17 protein-coding genes are annotated in these 16,288 nt (G+C 60.5%); 11 read left to right on the forward strand and 6 right to left on the reverse strand.

From position 1 onward, the window contains the following. The first annotated feature begins 2 nt into the window (after positions 1-2). A complete protein-coding gene (locus ACX3YF_RS08195) occupies positions 3-218 on the forward strand; it encodes a DUF1289 domain-containing protein (protein ID WP_081997964.1) in 216 nt (71 codons plus the stop codon). A 217-nt stretch (positions 219-435) separates the two neighbouring features. Further along, positions 436-846 (forward strand): nucleoside diphosphate kinase regulator, encoded by a 411-nt coding sequence (rnk, locus tag ACX3YF_RS08200; RefSeq protein ID WP_047534936.1) that lies wholly within the window; start codon positions 436-438, stop codon positions 844-846. A gap of 6 nt (positions 847-852) precedes the next feature. Here rnk and ACX3YF_RS08205 read toward each other — a convergent pair whose 3' ends face one another. From ACX3YF_RS08205 to ACX3YF_RS08215, 3 genes are all read right to left on the reverse strand, one after another. Further along, positions 853-3,699, reverse strand: coding sequence for a class I adenylate cyclase (locus ACX3YF_RS08205; protein WP_458973625.1), 2,847 nt, complete (start codon positions 3,697-3,699; stop codon positions 853-855). A 193-nt stretch (positions 3,700-3,892) separates the two neighbouring features. Further along, positions 3,893-4,138, reverse strand: coding sequence for a TIGR02647 family protein (locus ACX3YF_RS08210; RefSeq protein WP_103402917.1), 246 nt, complete (start codon positions 4,136-4,138; stop codon positions 3,893-3,895). A 247-nt stretch (positions 4,139-4,385) separates the two neighbouring features. After that, on the reverse strand, positions 4,386-4,670 hold the full coding sequence (locus ACX3YF_RS08215; RefSeq protein ID WP_090326520.1) for a hypothetical protein: 285 nt from the start codon (positions 4,668-4,670) through the stop codon (positions 4,386-4,388). A gap of 124 nt (positions 4,671-4,794) precedes the next feature. Between ACX3YF_RS08215 and ACX3YF_RS08220 the strand changes: the two genes are divergently transcribed. Next, positions 4,795-5,454 carry a glutathione S-transferase family protein gene (locus tag ACX3YF_RS08220; protein WP_288100090.1) on the forward strand — a complete coding sequence of 220 codons (660 nt, stop codon included), beginning with the start codon at positions 4,795-4,797 and terminating at the stop codon, positions 5,452-5,454. A gap of 127 nt (positions 5,455-5,581) precedes the next feature. On the opposite strand, the gene argH is transcribed toward ACX3YF_RS08220, so the two are convergent. After that, positions 5,582-6,976: an argininosuccinate lyase gene (argH, locus tag ACX3YF_RS08225; protein ID WP_130205648.1), complete on the reverse strand. Its 1,395-nt coding sequence runs from the start codon at positions 6,974-6,976 to the stop codon at positions 5,582-5,584. A gap of 455 nt (positions 6,977-7,431) precedes the next feature. On the opposite strand from argH, the gene ACX3YF_RS08230 reads away from it, so the two are divergent. The 7 genes from ACX3YF_RS08230 to ACX3YF_RS08260 all read left to right on the forward strand — a co-directional run bounded on the left by ACX3YF_RS08230 (position 7,432) and on the right by ACX3YF_RS08260 (position 13,833). Next, positions 7,432-8,178: a LytR/AlgR family response regulator transcription factor gene (locus tag ACX3YF_RS08230; RefSeq protein ID WP_047534918.1), complete on the forward strand. Its 747-nt coding sequence runs from the start codon at positions 7,432-7,434 to the stop codon at positions 8,176-8,178. A gap of 139 nt (positions 8,179-8,317) precedes the next feature. Further along, positions 8,318-9,259, forward strand: a complete 942-nt coding sequence (hemC, locus tag ACX3YF_RS08235; RefSeq protein ID WP_047534915.1) for a hydroxymethylbilane synthase — start codon at positions 8,318-8,320, stop codon at positions 9,257-9,259. Beyond that, positions 9,256-10,023, forward strand: a complete 768-nt coding sequence (locus tag ACX3YF_RS08240) for a uroporphyrinogen-III synthase (RefSeq protein WP_458973626.1) — start codon at positions 9,256-9,258, stop codon at positions 10,021-10,023. The genes hemC and ACX3YF_RS08240 overlap by 4 nt, the downstream gene beginning before the upstream one ends. A 16-nt stretch (positions 10,024-10,039) precedes the next feature. After that, the gene (locus ACX3YF_RS08245) at positions 10,040-11,182 is read left to right on the forward strand and encodes a uroporphyrinogen-III C-methyltransferase (RefSeq protein ID WP_130205652.1); all 1,143 of its coding nucleotides are present in this window, start codon (positions 10,040-10,042) and stop codon (positions 11,180-11,182) included. Further along, positions 11,179-12,417, forward strand: a complete 1,239-nt coding sequence (locus tag ACX3YF_RS08250; protein WP_130205654.1) for a heme biosynthesis protein HemY — start codon at positions 11,179-11,181, stop codon at positions 12,415-12,417. The genes ACX3YF_RS08245 and ACX3YF_RS08250 overlap by 4 nt, the downstream gene beginning before the upstream one ends. 228 nt (positions 12,418-12,645) lie before the next feature. Then, positions 12,646-13,197: a disulfide bond formation protein B gene (locus ACX3YF_RS08255; RefSeq protein WP_130205656.1), complete on the forward strand. Its 552-nt coding sequence runs from the start codon at positions 12,646-12,648 to the stop codon at positions 13,195-13,197. 177 nt (positions 13,198-13,374) lie between these two features. Beyond that, positions 13,375-13,833 carry an Rsd/AlgQ family anti-sigma factor gene (locus ACX3YF_RS08260; RefSeq protein ID WP_047534903.1) on the forward strand — a complete coding sequence of 153 codons (459 nt, stop codon included), beginning with the start codon at positions 13,375-13,377 and terminating at the stop codon, positions 13,831-13,833. A gap of 60 nt (positions 13,834-13,893) precedes the next feature. On the opposite strand, the gene ACX3YF_RS08265 is transcribed toward ACX3YF_RS08260, so the two are convergent. Next, positions 13,894-14,559: an FKBP-type peptidyl-prolyl cis-trans isomerase gene (locus ACX3YF_RS08265; protein WP_130205658.1), complete on the reverse strand. Its 666-nt coding sequence runs from the start codon at positions 14,557-14,559 to the stop codon at positions 13,894-13,896. A gap of 192 nt (positions 14,560-14,751) precedes the next feature. Here ACX3YF_RS08265 and ACX3YF_RS08270 point away from each other — a divergent pair, with 192 nt between their 5' ends. Next, a complete protein-coding gene (locus ACX3YF_RS08270; RefSeq protein ID WP_448647614.1) occupies positions 14,752-15,822 on the forward strand; it encodes an AlgP family protein in 1,071 nt (356 codons plus the stop codon). On the opposite strand, the gene ACX3YF_RS08275 is transcribed toward ACX3YF_RS08270, so the two are convergent. Next, positions 15,819-16,283, reverse strand: coding sequence for a TIGR02444 family protein (locus tag ACX3YF_RS08275; RefSeq protein ID WP_196585761.1), 465 nt, complete (start codon positions 16,281-16,283; stop codon positions 15,819-15,821). The genes ACX3YF_RS08270 and ACX3YF_RS08275 overlap by 4 nt on opposite strands. Between the last annotated feature and the right edge of the window lie 5 nt (positions 16,284-16,288).

Genomic DNA, 16,288 nt, shown 5'->3' on the forward strand with positions numbered 1-16,288 from the left:
ACGTGACACAGTCTGCGCCGGTACGTCCGCCCAAGCCGCTCTACAGCAATATCAGCCCGGCGGTGCCATCGCCGTGCAGTGGCGTGTGCCGGCTGGATGAGCAAAAAGTCTGCCTCGGCTGTTTCCGCCACGTCGAAGACATCCGCGAATGGCGCTCGGCGGATGACGAGCGGCGCCGGGTGATTTGCGAACAGGCTCTGAAACGCCGGTCTCTGTAGGCGCTGGCCTGACAGCGATGGCGGTCGTACCCCTTCAGATCTTATCGCCGGCAAGCCGGCGCCTGCAGGGTTGCGCGCTGTCCGGTTCTGGCTTGTATATTTTTTGAGCTGTGTTAGTGTCCGGGTACGCCTCAACTCATCGAGGCTTGTGAAAACCCCGCCTTTTTCTGGCGGGGTTTTGCTTTTTTCGTGCAGAAGAAAGGAGTCTGCCCTGATCATGACCGCACCTTCCATCACCCTTACTCGTCTGGACGTACAGCGTCTGGAGCGTCTGATCGACAGCCTGGATGACACGCTGCCGGGCGTTATCGCGCTGCAAACCGAACTGGATCGCGCCGATACATTGGTCAGCCACGAAGAAGTGCCGGCCGATGTCGTGACCATGAATTCCCGCGTGCACTGCCGTGAAGAGAGCAGTGGCAAGGATTATCACCTGACCCTGGTTTATCCGAAGGATGCCAACGCCGACGAAGGCCGGATTTCGATCCTGGCGCCAGTGGGCAGTGCGCTGCTCGGCCTGAAGGTTGGTCAGCACATCGACTGGCCGGCGCCGGGTGGCAAGACCCTGAAACTGACCCTGCTGGAAGTCGAATCGCAGCCAGCCAATGGCGGCGCCTTCCCCGAGTGAAACCTGTCAGGCCTGTTCGAGCGCCTCGTTCAGTGCGTGCTCCAGGTCGGCCTTGTAACGCAGATACAAATTGCTTGAACTCTGCCCATCACCGAGCAGGCCTGTCAGGTCAAGGTCGGTGATGTAGCAGCGATAGCGCTCGGTTTCGCGGCGCTGTTCGATGATTTCCCGGGCGACCACGCTGAACAGTTGGTCGCCATGCTCCAGTTCTGAAAACTCCCGCTGATTGCAATACAAGGTGACCTGTACCTTGCCCGGTAACGCTTTGCCGACGATCGCCTGTACGTCATAGAACGGTTTGTTGGCGGCGGCTAGCGGTGCCGGTCGGGGTTCGACCCTGCGCGCCCGCCCCGCGCTGGAAGGCAGCAGCCGGTAATACAGAGTGTCCAGGCTCGGGGGGTGGGCCGCGTCCATTGGCAGCAAGGTGTCGCGCCGGTACAGGATCGACTGGAGGAACCGTTGCAGCGGCATCAGCAGGCTTTGCTCGTCGTGCCACGGCAAGCGCTGGTGCCACAAGGCATTGAATTCATCGAGTACGTACAGATCGGCCTGGTCTTCGTTGACCCGGTAGAACACCTGGATGCAGTCGGGCTGCCCCATGGGCAAGAGCAGCGCCAGGTTGTGGTCTTCCAGGGCCTTGTGATCGAGGTGCAGCGGGCTGTAGCTGGCCAGGTCTTCGCTCAGGTAATCGAACAGCGCAGGCAATGAGGCCAGGGTGACGTGATTGACTTGGCCGGGTATCAGCTCAAGTACGTGGTAATGCTGCTGGACCTGAATCACGTAGCGGTAATTGAGGTTGCTCAGCAGCAGGTTCTGCGCCGTGTCGAGGATCTCTTCGACGCGCTGGGCGATGAATTGCGCGCGGTTGTGGCAGAAGCACTGCACTCGCAATCGGGGCTGCAGCGGTCCGTTGGGCAGATTGTTGAGGTAGTCGCGCAGGCAGTCGAGCAGGGCGTGAGGGCCGTCGAAGCGACTGACCAGGACTTCGTTCCAGCTATTGAGCGTGACTTGATCCAGGGTCAGCACCAGGTTTTCCCTGACGCCGGCATAGCTCAGGGAGTCGGTGCGCTCGGTGGTCATCAGGATGTTCAGGTCGCGATGGTGCTTGAGCGGGTCGACGCCGACGTTCACCAGGATCAGCACCTCGCTGGGCACGCTGGCGCGCAGCAACGGTTCTTCGGCGACGGTCTGTAGCGGCAGGCGAATGCTTTGTTGCAGGCTGCCCAGCAGGTTGAACAGTTCGAACTCGCTCAGGTCGCTGCTTCCGGGATGCAGGGCCAGACGGGTGCTGCTGTCGATCACGCCGTTGCGGTGGCACCAGGTCAGCAGTTCAAGCAATTGACGGCTGCGCTTGATCGGGGCGAAGTGTTCCCACTCAAGGGCGGCCAGGCTGCCGTTATACAAACCCCACTGGCTTGGCTCCGACCCCTTTTTGCTCGATGCGTATACCAGCGTCAGGGTGTCTTCAGCCAGGTCAGGAGCGATGCCCGGGTTGATGAATTCGACCTTGCCTGCCTTGCGCTCGAAGGCGGCATACAGACGTCGGCCCAGCACGCTGAGGTCGCGTTTGTTGATCAGGCTGGCGGTTTGGTCGTTGCGGGCAAATCGGGTCAGGAAGCGGTAGCTGTAGTTCAGCTCGTTGACCAGTGCCCGGCGCTCCGAGCCGACCTGGCGGACTTTCCACTGACTGCGGCTATCGAGCAGCGCCAATTGCCGTGGGTCCCATTGCCATTCGTGGGCCAACCGTTCCAGCAGCGAACGTTGCCAGTTCTGGGTTCGACCGCTGCTGCCGGTGAGTTTGCGATTGACCTTCAGGTACAGCGCGCGACGCACCACTTCCAGGCGCTCGGGTTCGTTGCGGGCGATGAGGTATTCCTCGATGCGCCGATAAACCACGACGTACGGGTCCAGCTCATCGAGGTCGAGCCGATTGGCGAATACGGCCTGCTTGAAGCGCAGGCTCAGGCACTGGACCCTGGGGTGTTCGCTGGCGTAAACCTCGGTCAGCAGCAGCTTGAGCACCGATTTGTAGGGCGACTCGATGCCCTTGAACAGTTGCCAGAGTCCGGCACCGATAAATTCGCCGGGCGGAATATAGGCCAGGTGCCCCAGGTCGAGGGTTTCGTCGGCACGGATGAAGCGTTTGGAAATCAGCGTATGGGTATAGCGGTCGTAACTCGCCTCTTCATAGACCGGTACCAGCCACCAGATCGGTGTGCGTCCGGCCAGCCAGATCGCGGTGCGGTAAAACTCGTCCAGCAGCAAATAGTGTTGGGTGGTGCCACAGTCTTCCGAGCTCAATTGGCTATCGCGCTCGCCGCGCACGAAGCGAGCCGGGTCGATCAGGAAAAAGTGCGCTTCGGCGCCCTGGCTGTCGGCCCAGGCTTCGAGCAGTTGGCATTTCTTGCGCAACTCGGCGAGTTCCTGCTCGTTCAAATCCGGACTGTGGCAGACCCACACGTCCATATCGCTCTGATCGGCCTGAGCCAGCGTGCCGAGGCTGCCCATCAGGAACAGGCCGTGAATCGGGCGCGGCGGATTGCTACCGTGGCGCGGCTTATAGGAAAACGAGCGGGTCAGGCGTTGAGCTTCGGCCAGGGCATTGGCATCCGGCTCGAAATTCGACAGCCCGGCCGGTGTGCTGCCGGAAACGTAACCCGGCAACAGCGGATGATTGACGTGAAAAAACAGCGGAAGAAGGTTGAGCACCCCTTGCTGGCGGGTCGACAACCCCTCCATGGCGCGAGCCATGCGGCCCTCATTGAGCTTCAGAAACCGCGCGCGCAGTTGGCTGAGAACCTTGCGGTCGATTCCCTCGTCCAGATCGGGGCGGATTTCATGGGTGCGGGTCATGTCAGCTCAAACCGGCTCACAGGGCTCGGATGTGGGGCTCTTGGGATGAGGGGCAGTTTAGCGCCTCGGCCCCAGGGCGTTTAAGCTGATTTTGTATTTCTGGCGTCAGATTTTTATCGCGTGGCGACTGCCGAAAAAGAGTTTGCCCGCGGAAATCCCGTGGTGGAGGTTTCCGTGGGCGATACGGTGCAATTCAGGCTGTTTCCCGGACGCGCAGGATGGTCAGAACGGTTTGTATGTTTTGCGCGGCATCACGACCCAGGCTGGTCAGGTAACCGCCATCGGGTTGGTCGATCAGTTCTTTTTCAAACAGGCGTTGGGCAGCGGCAATGGCTTTGGGGGCAGCGGTTTGATGAATTTTCAAACCTTCCTGGGAACTGTCCAGGTTGAAGAGTGCAAGGATTTCCAGTTCGGCAACCAGCTCAGGGGTAAGCGACATAAGGACTCCAGACTTTCTAGGAATTAGACGACAGCGCCCCTAAGGTGATCCCACTCGTGCGGCATGTCCAGCCCTCGCGACAGGGTTTTTTCATGATGGTGAGCATTCCCCGTTTTCGGGACCTGCAGGGGCGAGCGGCTCCGGGCGGCGTTCCGACGATGGTCGTCAACGATGACGCGGGAAACCTGACGCGCCGCGGTGCCCTCGGGTTTTTCGCGAGCGGGCTCGCTCCTGCAGGGGGAAGGGGTTATTTCTTTTCCGGGGGCAACTCGGGCAGCGCACGCAGTGCCGCTTCGTACCATTCGGTGTCGAACGCGCGGTCTTCTTCGAGGATTGCGTCGATTTCCACGGCCAAAACATGAGCCATCAGATTGAGAATTTCTTCCTTCTCGTAACCCACCAGCGTCAGCTTGTTGAAGGTCGCCTTGGCTGCCGGCGGATTTTCGCTTTCGATCTGGTTTTCGATGGCTTCGATCAGGGTGTTTTCGGTGAATTCTTCTTCGTCGCTATCGATGTCTGTTGGCTCGCTCATGGCAGGCTCCTCAAGTTAAGGCGGCCAGTTTACCCGCATTCAGCCGCGTGATGCTGCTGGCAAGAAAGCCTCGAGCAATCTATAAACAGGCACTGCCCACCCCGCACGGCCTGGAGGCTCTGTGATGATCAAGCTTTATGGATTTTCAGTCAGCAACTACTACAACATGGTCAAACTGGCGCTGCTGGAAAAAGGCCTGCCCTTCGAGGAGGTGCCGTTCTACGGCGGCACCAGCCCCGAGGCGCTGGCCATCAGCCCGCGCGGCAAGGTGCCGGTGTTGCAGGTCGAGCAGGGCTTCATCAACGAAACCAGTGTGATTCTCGAGTACATCGAGCAGAGCCAGCAAGGCCGGCCCCTGCTGCCGAGTGGTCCATTCGAGCGCGCGCAAGTGTTGGCGCTGGCCAGGGAAATCGAGTTGTACATCGAACTGCCGGCGCGTGCCTGTTTCGCCGAAGCGTTTTTCGGCATGACCGTGCCCGACGCGATCAAGGAAAAGACCAAAGCCGAGTTGCTGCTGGGAATGGCGGCCCTGGGCCGGCACGGCAAATTCGCCCCTTATGTAGCGGGCGACAGCTTGAGCGTGGCGGATTTGTATTTCCTGTACAGCGTACCGCTGGCGTGTGGCGTGGCGTACAAACTGTTCGGGATTGATCTGTTGGCTGAAGTGCCGCAGGCCAAGGCGCTGCTGGAGCGTCTGGAGCAGAATCCGAATGTGCAGCGGATCGCGGCGGACAAGGACGCGGCGATGCCAGCGTTTATGGCGATGGTCGCGTCCAGGAAGTAGTTTTGTAGCGCTCTTACGATCGCATCGCGAGCAGGCTCGCTCCCACAGGAGGTATGCGGCAGACACAAATTTTGTGTCTGCCGCCGATCAATGTGGGAGCGAGCCTGCTCGCGATGCTTTTGGCGATTTAGCGGCTGGCGAGCAACGCCTGGCCGCGAACCACGGCTGCCTTCACCTGCGCCGGCGCTGTGCCGCCGATGTGATTACGGGCGTTGACCGAGCCTTCCAGGGTCAGTACGGCGAATACGTCCTGATCGATCTGGTCGCTGAACTTGCGTAGTTCTTCCAGGCTCATTTCCGCCAGGTCCTTGCCGCTGTCCACGCCGTATTTCACCGCATGGCCAACGATTTCATGGCAATCACGGAACGGCAGGCCACGGCGTACCAGGTAGTCGGCCAGGTCGGTGGCGGTGGAGAAACCACGCAATGCCGCTTCGCGCATTATCGCGTGCTTGGGTTTGATCGCCGGAATCATGTCGGCGAACGCCCGCAGCGAGTCGCGCAGGGTGTCGGCGGCGTCGAACAGCGGTTCCTTGTCTTCCTGGTTGTCCTTGTTGTAGGCCAGGGGCTGGCCCTTCATCAAGGTCAGCAGGCCCATCAATGCACCGAAGACACGGCCGCTCTTGCCACGCACCAGTTCCGGCACGTCCGGATTTTTCTTTTGCGGCATGATCGAACTGCCGGTGCAGAAACGGTCTGGCAGATCGATGAACTGGAATTGCGCACTGGTCCACAGCACCAGCTCTTCGGAGAAGCGCGACAGGTGCATCATCGCGATGCTGGCGGCCGAGCAGAATTCGATAGCGAAGTCACGATCGGACACGTTGTCCAGCGAGTTGCCGCCCACCGCGTCGAAACCCAGCAATTGGGCAGTGTATTCACGGTCGATCGGGTAGGTGGTGCCGGCCAGCGCGGCGCTGCCCAACGGCATGCGATTGGTACGCTTGCGGCAGTCGACCAGGCGCTCGTAGTCGCGGCTGAGCATTTCGAACCAGGCCAGCATGTGGTGCCCGAAGGTGACGGGCTGTGCGGTCTGCAGGTGGGTGAAGCCGGGCATGATGCTGCCCGCTTCGCGCTCGGCCTGTTCCAGCAAGCCTTTTTGCAGGCGGGTGATTTCGCCCAGAATCAGGTCGATTTCGTCACGCAGCCACAGGCGGATGTCGGTGGCAACCTGATCGTTACGGCTGCGTCCGGTGTGCAGCTTTTTGCCGGTCACGCCGATGCGGTCGGTCAGGCGCGCCTCGATGTTCATGTGCACGTCTTCGAGGTCGATGCGCCAGTCGAACTGGCCGGCCTCGATTTCACCCTGGATGGTCTTCAATCCATCGATGATGCTGTCGCGCTCGGCATCGGTGAGCACGCCGACCTTGGCCAGCATGGTGGCGTGGGCGATCGAGCCCATGATGTCGTGGCGATACAGGCGCTGGTCGAAGGTGACGGAGGCGGTGAAGCGGGCGACGAAGGCGTCGACGGGTTCACTGAAGCGGCCGCCCCAGGACTGATTGGTCTTGTCAGTGCTCATGAATTCGCTCGTATCGGCTGAAGAAAGATGGCGTTGAAAGCTGGCGCGGATAATAACAGGGTTGCCATTGCTGTCGCTGACACTGGTCGCCTGGTTTTTTCATGGCCCGCGCGCGTCCGGGGCAAGTCTTGTGCAATTCGCTCAACGATATTTTTCATTTGAGCTCTATCGTCTCGGCAACCGTCTACAGTTGGACAGTAGGGTTGGTGCACTTCTCGGTGCGCAAGTGGACTATATGAAGAGGGGGTGTTCAGATTGCGTATCAGCAAACCCTGTGGCGCTGTGTCGCCAATGCGAGCCTGGGCCGCCAATTGCCCGGCGGATGAAAATTTAGCCGTCGGTCTCGCGGCACTTTTTGACGCTCGCGCTAGTCTTAGCGTGGATCGCGGTGACGGACGTCACTTACCCTGTCTACGCTATCCTTGTGCGAGACTCACGCAGGAATCCAGCGCAATATGAATGTCCTGATCGTTGATGACGACCCCCTAGCCCGCGAGCGCCTGAGCCGAATGGTTGGCGAACTCGAGGGATACAGTGTCCTGGAGCCCAGCGCCACGAACGGCGAAGAGGCGTTGGCACTGATCGACAGCCACAAGCCGGATATCGTGCTGCTCGATATCCGCATGCCAGGCCTTGATGGCCTGCAAGTGGCCGCGCGATTGTGCGAACGCGAAACCCCGCCCGCCGTGGTGTTTTGCACAGGGCCCGATGAATTTGCCGTGGAAGCCTTACAGGCCAGCGCCGTAGGCTATCTGGTGAAACCTGTGCGAACCGAACATCTACATGACGCCTTAAAGAAAGCCGAGCGACCCAATCGTGTTCAACTCGCGGCCCTGACCCGCCCGGCCGCCGAAAGTGGCAATGGTCCACGCAGCCACATCAGCGCCCGAACCCGAAAGGGGATCGAGCTGATCCCGCTGAATCAGGTGGTTTACTTCATTGCCGATCACAAATACGTGACCTTGCGCCACGAGAGCGGCGAAGTGCTGCTGGATGAACCGCTCAAGGCCCTCGAGGACGAGTTCGGTGACCGCTTTGTGCGGATCCACCGTAACGCACTGGTCGCTCGCGATCGCATCGAACGGCTGCAACGAACGCCACTCGGGCATTTTCAGCTGTTCCTCAAAGGCCTGAACGGTGACGCCTTGATCGTCAGTCGGCGCCACGTGGCGGGCGTGCGGAAGATGATGCAACAGCTTTGATTCGCTGGTCGCAGGCGAATTTCCACACCCGATTGCCGGACATCCGGGGCCAGGGAGGCCGAGTAGTTTCTGATACAAGTCAAAGTGGATTTGGCTGAGCTGTTATTATCCGCCGTATCTTTTCAGTACGGATTGATCCATGTCCTCTCGCCAGATCCGCATCGCCACCCGCAAAAGTGCTCTCGCCCTGTGGCAGGCCGAATATGTCAAAGCCCGTCTGGAAGAGGCCCATCCCGGTCTGCTCGTGACGTTGGTCCCCATGGTCAGTCGTGGTGACAAGCTGCTTGATTCACCACTGTCGAAAATCGGCGGCAAGGGCCTGTTCGTCAAGGAGCTGGAAACCGCGTTGCTGGAAAACGAAGCCGACATCGCCGTGCATTCCATGAAAGACGTGCCGATGGACTTCCCCGAAGGTCTCGGCCTGTTCTGTATCTGCGAGCGTGAAGACCCGCGCGATGCATTCGTCTCCAATACCTATGCCAGCCTGGACGAGCTGCCTGAAGGCAGTATCGTCGGCACGTCGAGCCTGCGCCGTCAGGCCCAATTGCTGACCCGTCGACCTGATCTGGAAATCCGCTTCCTGCGCGGCAACGTCAACACTCGCCTGGCCAAGCTTGATGCCGGTGAATACGACGCCATCATCCTTGCATCCGCCGGGTTGATTCGCTTGGGCTTTGAAGATCGCATCACGTCGGCCATCAGTGTCGACGACAGCCTGCCTGCTGGTGGACAGGGCGCCGTGGGCATCGAGTGCCGCAGTGCAGACAGTGAAATTCACGCATTGCTGGCGCCGCTGCATCACCAGGACACCGCCACCCGCGTCACCGCCGAACGCTCCCTCAACAAACACCTCAATGGTGGCTGCCAGGTGCCGATTGCCTGCTATGCGGTGCTTGAAGGCGAGCAGATCTGGTTGCGTGGCCTGGTGGGCGATCCGAATGGCGGTCTGCTGCTCAGTGCTGAAGCCCGCGCGCCCCGAGGCGAGGCCGAGGCCCTGGGTGTGCAAGTGGCCGAAGACCTGTTGAGCCAGGGCGCCAACGAGATTCTCAAAGCGGTCTATGGCGAGGCAGGTCACGAGTGACGGGCTGGCGCCTGCTGTTGACGCGTCCGGCGGATGAGTCGGCGGCGCTGAGCAGTCTCCTGGCCGAACAGGGGATTTTCAGCAGCAGCTTGCCGCTTTTGGACATAGCGCCGATCCCTGCCTCTGACACAATGCGCCAGGTGATCCAGGAACTGGATCGCTACAGCGCTGTGATCGTGGTCAGCAAGCCCGCTGCTCGAATCGGCATCGAGTTGATCGACCGGTTTTGCTCGCCCTTGCCGCGAGTGAAATGGTTCAGCGTCGGCGCGGCGACGGCGCAGATTCTTGCCGATCGTGGCCTGGATGTGAGCTGTCCGGCGCAGGGCGATGACAGTGAAGCCTTGCTTGAACTTGAGGCATTGCGCGAGGCCATCGCCGGGCCTGAACCGCGCGTGCTGATCATGCGCGGGGAGGGTGGTCGCGAGTTACTGGCAGAGCGCCTGCGCGAGCGAGGTGCTAGTGTCGAGTATCTGGAACTGTACCGTCGCGAACTGCCGCACTACCTGCCGGCCGCGTTGCCACGGCAGATCGAAGCGGAACGCCTGAACGGGCTGGTGGTCAGCAGTGGACAGGGTTTTGAGCACCTGCATCAATTGGCTGGCGATGCCTGGCCACGGTTGGCGCGGTTGCCGTTGTTTGTACCAAGCCCCAGGGTTGCCGAGCTGGCACATGCCGCCGGGGCCCTGACAGTTGTGGATTGCCGCGGCGCCAGTGCCGCGGCTTTGCTGACGGCGTTACGGGAGCACCCCGTGCCCGTTCTCTAATGCAAAGGATGGATACGTGAGCGAAACAGCCTTGCCTAAAGATGACGTCCGGCCAGTGCTCGATGCACCGGTTGAAACACCACCACCTGCGGCAGAGCAGCGCCGAGGCAATGGGCTGGCGATTGTCGCGCTGTTGTTGGGCGCTGCCGGTGTCGCGGTGGGTGGTTGGGGAGTCTGGCAGGTGCGTCACCTGCAATCGACTAACCAACAACAGCTGAGTCAGGTGCAGGCGTTGAGTGATGAGGCGCAAAGCCTGAAGCTCAATGAGCAGCGCCTGAGTGCGCGCCTGGAACAGATGCCGGGCGCCGATGTGCTGGAGGAACGCAGTCGCCTGGTGATTCAACTGCAGGGTGATCAGCAGCGTCTGAACCAGCGTCTGGAAACCGTTCTCGGTGCCAGCCGCAAGGATTGGCGCCTGGCCGAAGCCGAGCACTTGCTGCGTCTGGCCAGTTTGCGATTGTCTGCCTTGCAGGACATCAGCAGCGCCCAGGCCCTGGTGCAGGGCGCCGATGAAATTCTGCGCGAACAAAATGATCCCGGAGCCTTCGCCGCGCGCGAGCAAGTGGCCAAAACCCTGGTGGCCTTGCGCAGCACCGAGCAACCGGATCGCACTGGGTTGTTCCTGCGGTTGGGGGCCTTGCGTGAGCAGGTGATCGGCCTGACCGAACTGGCGCCCGAGTACAAGGATCGCGGCGAATCGTTGCTCGGCCTGACCGCCGATGGCGACGGCGCCAGCCGTTGGGCCCAGTGGTGGGATCAGATTTCGCGCTACATCCGCATCGATTTCAACGCCGATAAAAACGTCCGCCCGTTACTGGCCGGGCAGAGCCTGAGCCAGGTGCGACTGGCCCTGAGCCTGACACTCGAGCAAGCGCAATGGGCCGCGCTCAATGGGCAGGCGGCGGTGTATTCCCAGGCACTGGACGAAGCGCGCGATGTGCTCAAGGGCAATTTCAACCCGGACAATCCGCAGAGCAAAGTGATGCTTGAACAGGTGGCCGAGTTGAGCAAGCAGCCCGTCACCGTGGTCACCCCGGATCTGACTGGCACACTGAGTGCGGTTCAGGCTTATCTGGAACGGCGTAACGTGAATGCCGAAGACTCGGTCAAGCCAATGGCCAAACCTGCCGCGAACACGGCGCAGGAGGCCACGCCATGAAGCGCCTGTATGTGATCGTGTTTCTGGTCATCGCTGCGACGGCGGCGCTAGGCTTGGCGATTGCCGAGCACTCCGGCTACGTGCTGATCGCTTACAAGACGTTCAGATACGAATCGAGCCTCTGGGCAACGCTGGCTTTGGTGGCCGTCCTTTGGCTGCTGTTCTGGGGCATCAAGGCGTTGGTCGAGTTGGTAACGACGTCCAGTGGCGTGGTCAACCCGTGGTCACGGCGCAATCGCAGTCGTCGGGTGCAGGTTGCGATCGAGCATGGTCAACTGGATCTGGCCGAAGGTCGCTGGGCCAGCGCGCAGCGTCATCTGTCCCGGGCGGCGGAAGCCGAGCGCCAGCCGCTGCTGTACTACCTTGGCGCTGCCCGAGCCGCGAACGAACAAGGTCATTACGAGGAAAGCGACAACCTGCTGGAGCGTGCGCTGGAGCGACAGCCCCAGGCCGAGTTGGCAATTGCCTTGAGCCATGCTCAATTGCAGACCGATCGCGGCGACACCGAAGGCGCCCTTGCGACCCTGCAAGCGATGCATGAACGCCACCCTCATAACGTCCAGACCCTGCGCCAGTTGCAGCGCCTGCATCAGCAGCGGGGCGACTGGCCGGCCCTGATTCGCCTGTTACCGGAGTTGCGCAAGGACAAGGTCCTGCCAGCCGCTGAATTGGCCGAACTGGAGCGTCGCGCCTGGGGCAAGAACCTGTCTCTGGCGGCGCATCAGGAAGCAGACGGAACCGTCGGCTTGCAAACGCTCAACCGAGCCTGGCAGCAGTTGAGTTCGGCCCAGCGCCAGGAGCCGCAACTGGTACTCGCCTATGCCGAGCAACTGCGTCAGCTGGGTGCGCAGGTCGAGGCCGAAGAAGTCTTGAGGACAGCGCTCAAGCGCAACTACGACAGTCACCTGGCGCGGCTCTATGGTTTGGTTCGTGGCAGTGATCCGGCGCGTCAGTTGCAACTGGCTGAAGGTTGGCTCAAGGAGCATCCAGCCGACCCGAGTCTGTTGCTGACCCTGGGTCGCCTGTGCCTGCAAAGCAGCCTGTGGGGCAAGGCGCGGGATTATCTGGAAAGCAGTCTGCGCGCGCAGCGCAACCCGGAAGCCTGCGCAGAACTGGCTCGGCTGCTGGCGCAGATGGGTGATACCGAGCGCAGTAATCAGCTGTTCCAGGAAGGTCTGGGCTTGCTGGACGAGCGCTTGTTGGCAGCACCGCTGCCGGTGCCGGCTCACGCTTGACCGTGAGAGAAGGGTCGCCCGAAGGGGCGATCCGATGGCGAAAATTTTGTCGGAATTTTTCTTTCGTGATGCGTCTTCAGCAGAATCCTACAAGGGGCTACACCTGATCCTCTCGCTTCTGTCGGGAATTCCCTACACTTGCGCTGAAGTGTCCCCGCCGGCCTGTCTTGAAAGGCTGTTCCGCTTTCCTCTACCGTAGCTGTCGGTCCTTACTGTTACGGAAAAGCCATGCCTCTGGCCTGCTCACGCTCCCTGTTTTTCCTGGTTTTCATTGCGGGCGCCCTGGTGCTGGGCGTGTCGTACTATCTGGAGTATGCGGTCGGCCTCCAACCTTGTGGCTTGTGCCTGTTGCAACGAGGTTGCCTGGCACTGCTGACAGGTGTCTGTCTGACGGCTTCGGTGCAGGGGCCCGGTCGCTTCGGGACTGTCCTGTATTGGCTGTTCGGTGTGCTTTTCAGCTTGGCCGGAACAGTCTTCGCGTGGCGGCAGGTGTTGCTGCAAAGCGATCCGGCACATCAATTGTCGACTTGCGCGCCCAATCTGAGTGATCTGTTCGCAAACTCGCCCTGGATGTGCGTCGTGCGGCAGATGTTCAAAGGCACCATCGACTGCGCACAAATCTCCTGGACGCTGTTTGATTTGAGCATCCCGGAGTGGAGTCTGTTGTTCTTTATCTCGATGATGACCCTGGGGATTTATCAGCTGTTGCGTCAAGCCTGGGTCGCCTTGCAGCGACCGCTCAGCGGCGAGTCGTCGCACCGGACGCTTGTAGGTGATTAAACACTTGTATGAACTTTATCGCCTGCGTACCTTGAAGCCACAGACGTGCGGGCATAATCTGGCCGGCACGTGTCATTGGAATTATGTTGCTCGATGACGCTCTGCCTGGCCGATTCTTGGTCTTCAAGATTACGACGGGTGTTGGGCAGCATGACCCACAAGGGAAGAGAGACCGCCATGCTCGAAAGTTGTCAGAATGCTCAGGAACGTTGGGGTGGAGTACATCTGCTGATCGATCGTTGGTTGCAGGAACGTCACGAACTGGTTCATGCCTATGACACTCTCGGTGCCAAGCCCGAGGCTCTGGGGGAAAACCGCAAACCTTTGCAGGAATTCTGCGGTGTCCTGGTTGATTACGTGTCCGCCGGGCATTTCGAAATCTACGAACAGCTGACCGGTGAAGCCAAGGCTTTCAATGACAAGCGTGGTCTGGAGTTGGCAGAAACCCTCTACCCGCGCATCGACGTCATCACCGAAAAACTGCTCGCGTTCAATGACCTGTGCGATGCAGGCAAGTGCGTGGCAGAGAAATTCAAGGAACTGGGTGGTCTGTTGCACGAGCGCTTCGAGCTGGAGGATTGCCTGATCGAAGTTCTGCACACCGCTCACAAGGCAGAAGATTCGGTTCAGGCCTGAAGTCACTCTTCGCAATACTGAAAACGGTGCGCCTTGCGCACCGTTTTTCGTTTCCGTGGTTCAGCCAGTGGCGCCGCGCAATTCGACTTCGAACACCAGCGGTGTAAACGGCGCGATCAAGTCGCCGGCACCATCGGCGCCATAGGCTTGCGCCGATGGAATCACCAGGCGCCATTTCGCGCCGACCGGCATTTGCTGCAGTGCACTGCGCCATCCGCTGATCACGCTATCGAGACTGAACCATTGCGGCTGACTGTTCTGGTCGAACACCGTACCGTCGGGAAGGCGACCGACATACAGCACCTGGACCTTGCCGTTTGGCCCGGCCTTGGCACCCGTACCTGGCGCCAGTTCTGTCAGCAGTATTCCATCCGCCAGTTCACGAACACCGGGCCTGGCTTTTTCCTCGGCGAGAAAACGCTGTTCTTTTTCCAGTGCCAATTCGCTTTGCGGCTCAGGTGATTGCATGGCGACCCGGGCTTCGTGCTCGTTGAGGATCTGTTCGATCTGCTCGTCTTTCAGTGCCAGTGGCTTGCCTTGATAGGCTTGCTGCAAACCTTCGACGAGCGCCTGAAGTTGAAGATCGGGAACCTCCTGGCGCAGGCGTTCGCCAAGGCTCGCACCCAGGCTGTAAGCGAGGTTGTGAGCGTCATTTTCCGGCGTTTTTTCTGCAGCGTGGGCCGCGGAAAAAATCACGCACAGCGATAAAAAAAAGTAGCGCGACATGGGCACTCTCCAACCTGAGATGCGGGCGATTATGCCAGTGAGAATGCGTTCAACGGTGAACTGCTTTTACACAAGCGCAGAACATTTTCGATTCGTTGCAACGCAACGCTTTGGATACTGTCAAGATGCCCTAGCGGCGGTAGCAGCAGAGGTCTAGTATGAGCCGCACCCACGTCAGCCAGGAGGTAAACCATGTCGGCCACCAAGAAGCCTGTAAATACCCCGTTGCACTTACTTCAACAACTCTCGGGCAGCTTGCTCGAGCACTTAGAAACCGCTTGTTCCGAAGCGCTGGCTGATGCTGAAAAACTGCTCGCCAAGCTGGAAAAGCAGCGCGGAAAAGCGCAGGAAAAATTGCACAAATCCCGCACCAAGTTGCAGGACGCTGCATCGGCCGGCAAGGCCAAGGCGCAAGCCAAAGCCAAGGACGCAGTGAAGGAACTCGAGGAACTGCTGGATGCCCTCAAGGAGCGTCAGTCGGACACTCGCGGCTATATCCTGCAACTCAAGCGCGACGCTCAAGAAAGCCTGAAACTGGCCCAGGGCGTTGGTCGCGTTCAAGAGGCTGTCGGCAAGGCGTTGTCCCTGCGTGCAGCCAAGCCTGCTGCGGCCCCTGCGAAGAAAGCCGCTGCCAAACCGGTTGCTGCAAAAGCACCGGCCAAGCCTGCCGCCAAACCGGTTGCCAAGGCACCGGTGAAAGCCGCAGCCAAGCCTGCTGCAAAACCTGCGGCGAAAAAACCTGTCGCGGCCAGCGCTGCGAAACCGGCGGCTAAAACGACGGCTGCGAAACCAGCCGCTGCCAAACCGGTTGCTGCAAAAACAGCCGCTGCCAAACCGGCCGTAGCGAAAACCGCTGCTGCGAAACCAGCGGCCAAACCAGCCGCCAGAACTGCAGCGGCCAAGCCTGCTGCCAAGCCGGCCGCCAAGCCTGTCGCCGCTAAAACCGCGGCCAAGCCAGCGGCTAAACCTGCTGCAAAAACGACGGCTAAACCAGCCGCCAAACCTGCTGTGGCGAAACCTGCCGCTGCTGCCAAGCCAGTCGCAGCCAAGCCTGCTGCAAAACCTGCGGCCAAACCCGCCGCTAAACCCGCCGTGAAAAAACCGGTTGCCGCCAAGCCGGCCACCGCGCCAGTTGCCAAGCCAGCCGTCCCGGCTGCGGCGGCAACATCAGCTCCGGCCGCCACCCCCTCGACAGCCGTGTCTGCTCCAACGCCGGCCGCTGTTCCGAGCGCAGCCACCACCCACCCAACCAGCGCTTCCTAAGTGCCGGATACCGCGACGCGCAGCTGATGCAGCGCGTCTCGGTCCAGGTGAGCGGCGCCTGCCGCTACACCTTCCAGCCAGGCCGAGAGATCGGTCCCTTTCTCTTGCGGCCAACCTTGGGCCGATCGCTCCAGTCGTAGCAACAGATGTCGCTCGGCCTCCAGCTCCAGGGTCTTCACCTGTTCGCGTAGCCCATGCAGGTCGGCGTCCAGCATGGCGATGGTTTTCCATTGCGTGCGCAATGCCCGCAGCGGTTGCACCACATCGTTGTCCCACGGCTCAGCCACACCGCGAAGTTGCTGCAGGCGTTGCTCATTGCAGGCCACTCCCCGCTGTCCCAGCCATGCCGCACACAGCAGCAGGCACACGTTGACGCCCGCCGACTGCAATTGCAGACACGCCTGTTCAACGCCCGGACGGGCATAAGTACTCAGGGAAAAGCTCCACAGGTCAGAGGACATAGTGC

This window comes from Pseudomonas fluorescens group sp. PF-69, assembly GCF_054481235.1.

What these genes read in the sequence shown, in the direction of transcription:
- rnk (WP_047534936.1), top strand. Translation starts at nt 436, where the DNA reads ATGACCGCACCTTCCATCACCCTTACTCGTCTGGACGTACAGCGTCTG.
- ACX3YF_RS08205 (WP_458973625.1), bottom strand. Translation starts at nt 3,699, where the DNA reads ATGACCCGCACCCATGAAATCCGCCCCGATCTGGACGAGGGAATCGAC.
- ACX3YF_RS08210 (WP_103402917.1), bottom strand. Translation starts at nt 4,138, where the DNA reads ATGTCGCTTACCCCTGAGCTGGTTGCCGAACTGGAAATCCTTGCACTC.
- ACX3YF_RS08215 (WP_090326520.1), bottom strand. Translation starts at nt 4,670, where the DNA reads ATGAGCGAGCCAACAGACATCGATAGCGACGAAGAAGAATTCACCGAA.
- ACX3YF_RS08220 (WP_288100090.1), top strand. Translation starts at nt 4,795, where the DNA reads ATGATCAAGCTTTATGGATTTTCAGTCAGCAACTACTACAACATGGTC.
- argH (WP_130205648.1), bottom strand. Translation starts at nt 6,976, where the DNA reads ATGAGCACTGACAAGACCAATCAGTCCTGGGGCGGCCGCTTCAGTGAA.
- ACX3YF_RS08230 (WP_047534918.1), top strand. Translation starts at nt 7,432, where the DNA reads ATGAATGTCCTGATCGTTGATGACGACCCCCTAGCCCGCGAGCGCCTG.
- hemC (WP_047534915.1), top strand. Translation starts at nt 8,318, where the DNA reads ATGTCCTCTCGCCAGATCCGCATCGCCACCCGCAAAAGTGCTCTCGCC.
- ACX3YF_RS08250 (WP_130205654.1), top strand. Translation starts at nt 11,179, where the DNA reads ATGAAGCGCCTGTATGTGATCGTGTTTCTGGTCATCGCTGCGACGGCG.
- ACX3YF_RS08255 (WP_130205656.1), top strand. Translation starts at nt 12,646, where the DNA reads ATGCCTCTGGCCTGCTCACGCTCCCTGTTTTTCCTGGTTTTCATTGCG.
- ACX3YF_RS08260 (WP_047534903.1), top strand. Translation starts at nt 13,375, where the DNA reads ATGCTCGAAAGTTGTCAGAATGCTCAGGAACGTTGGGGTGGAGTACAT.
- ACX3YF_RS08265 (WP_130205658.1), bottom strand. Translation starts at nt 14,559, where the DNA reads ATGTCGCGCTACTTTTTTTTATCGCTGTGCGTGATTTTTTCCGCGGCC.
- ACX3YF_RS08270 (WP_448647614.1), top strand. Translation starts at nt 14,752, where the DNA reads ATGTCGGCCACCAAGAAGCCTGTAAATACCCCGTTGCACTTACTTCAA.
- ACX3YF_RS08275 (WP_196585761.1), bottom strand. Translation starts at nt 16,283, where the DNA reads ATGTCCTCTGACCTGTGGAGCTTTTCCCTGAGTACTTATGCCCGTCCG.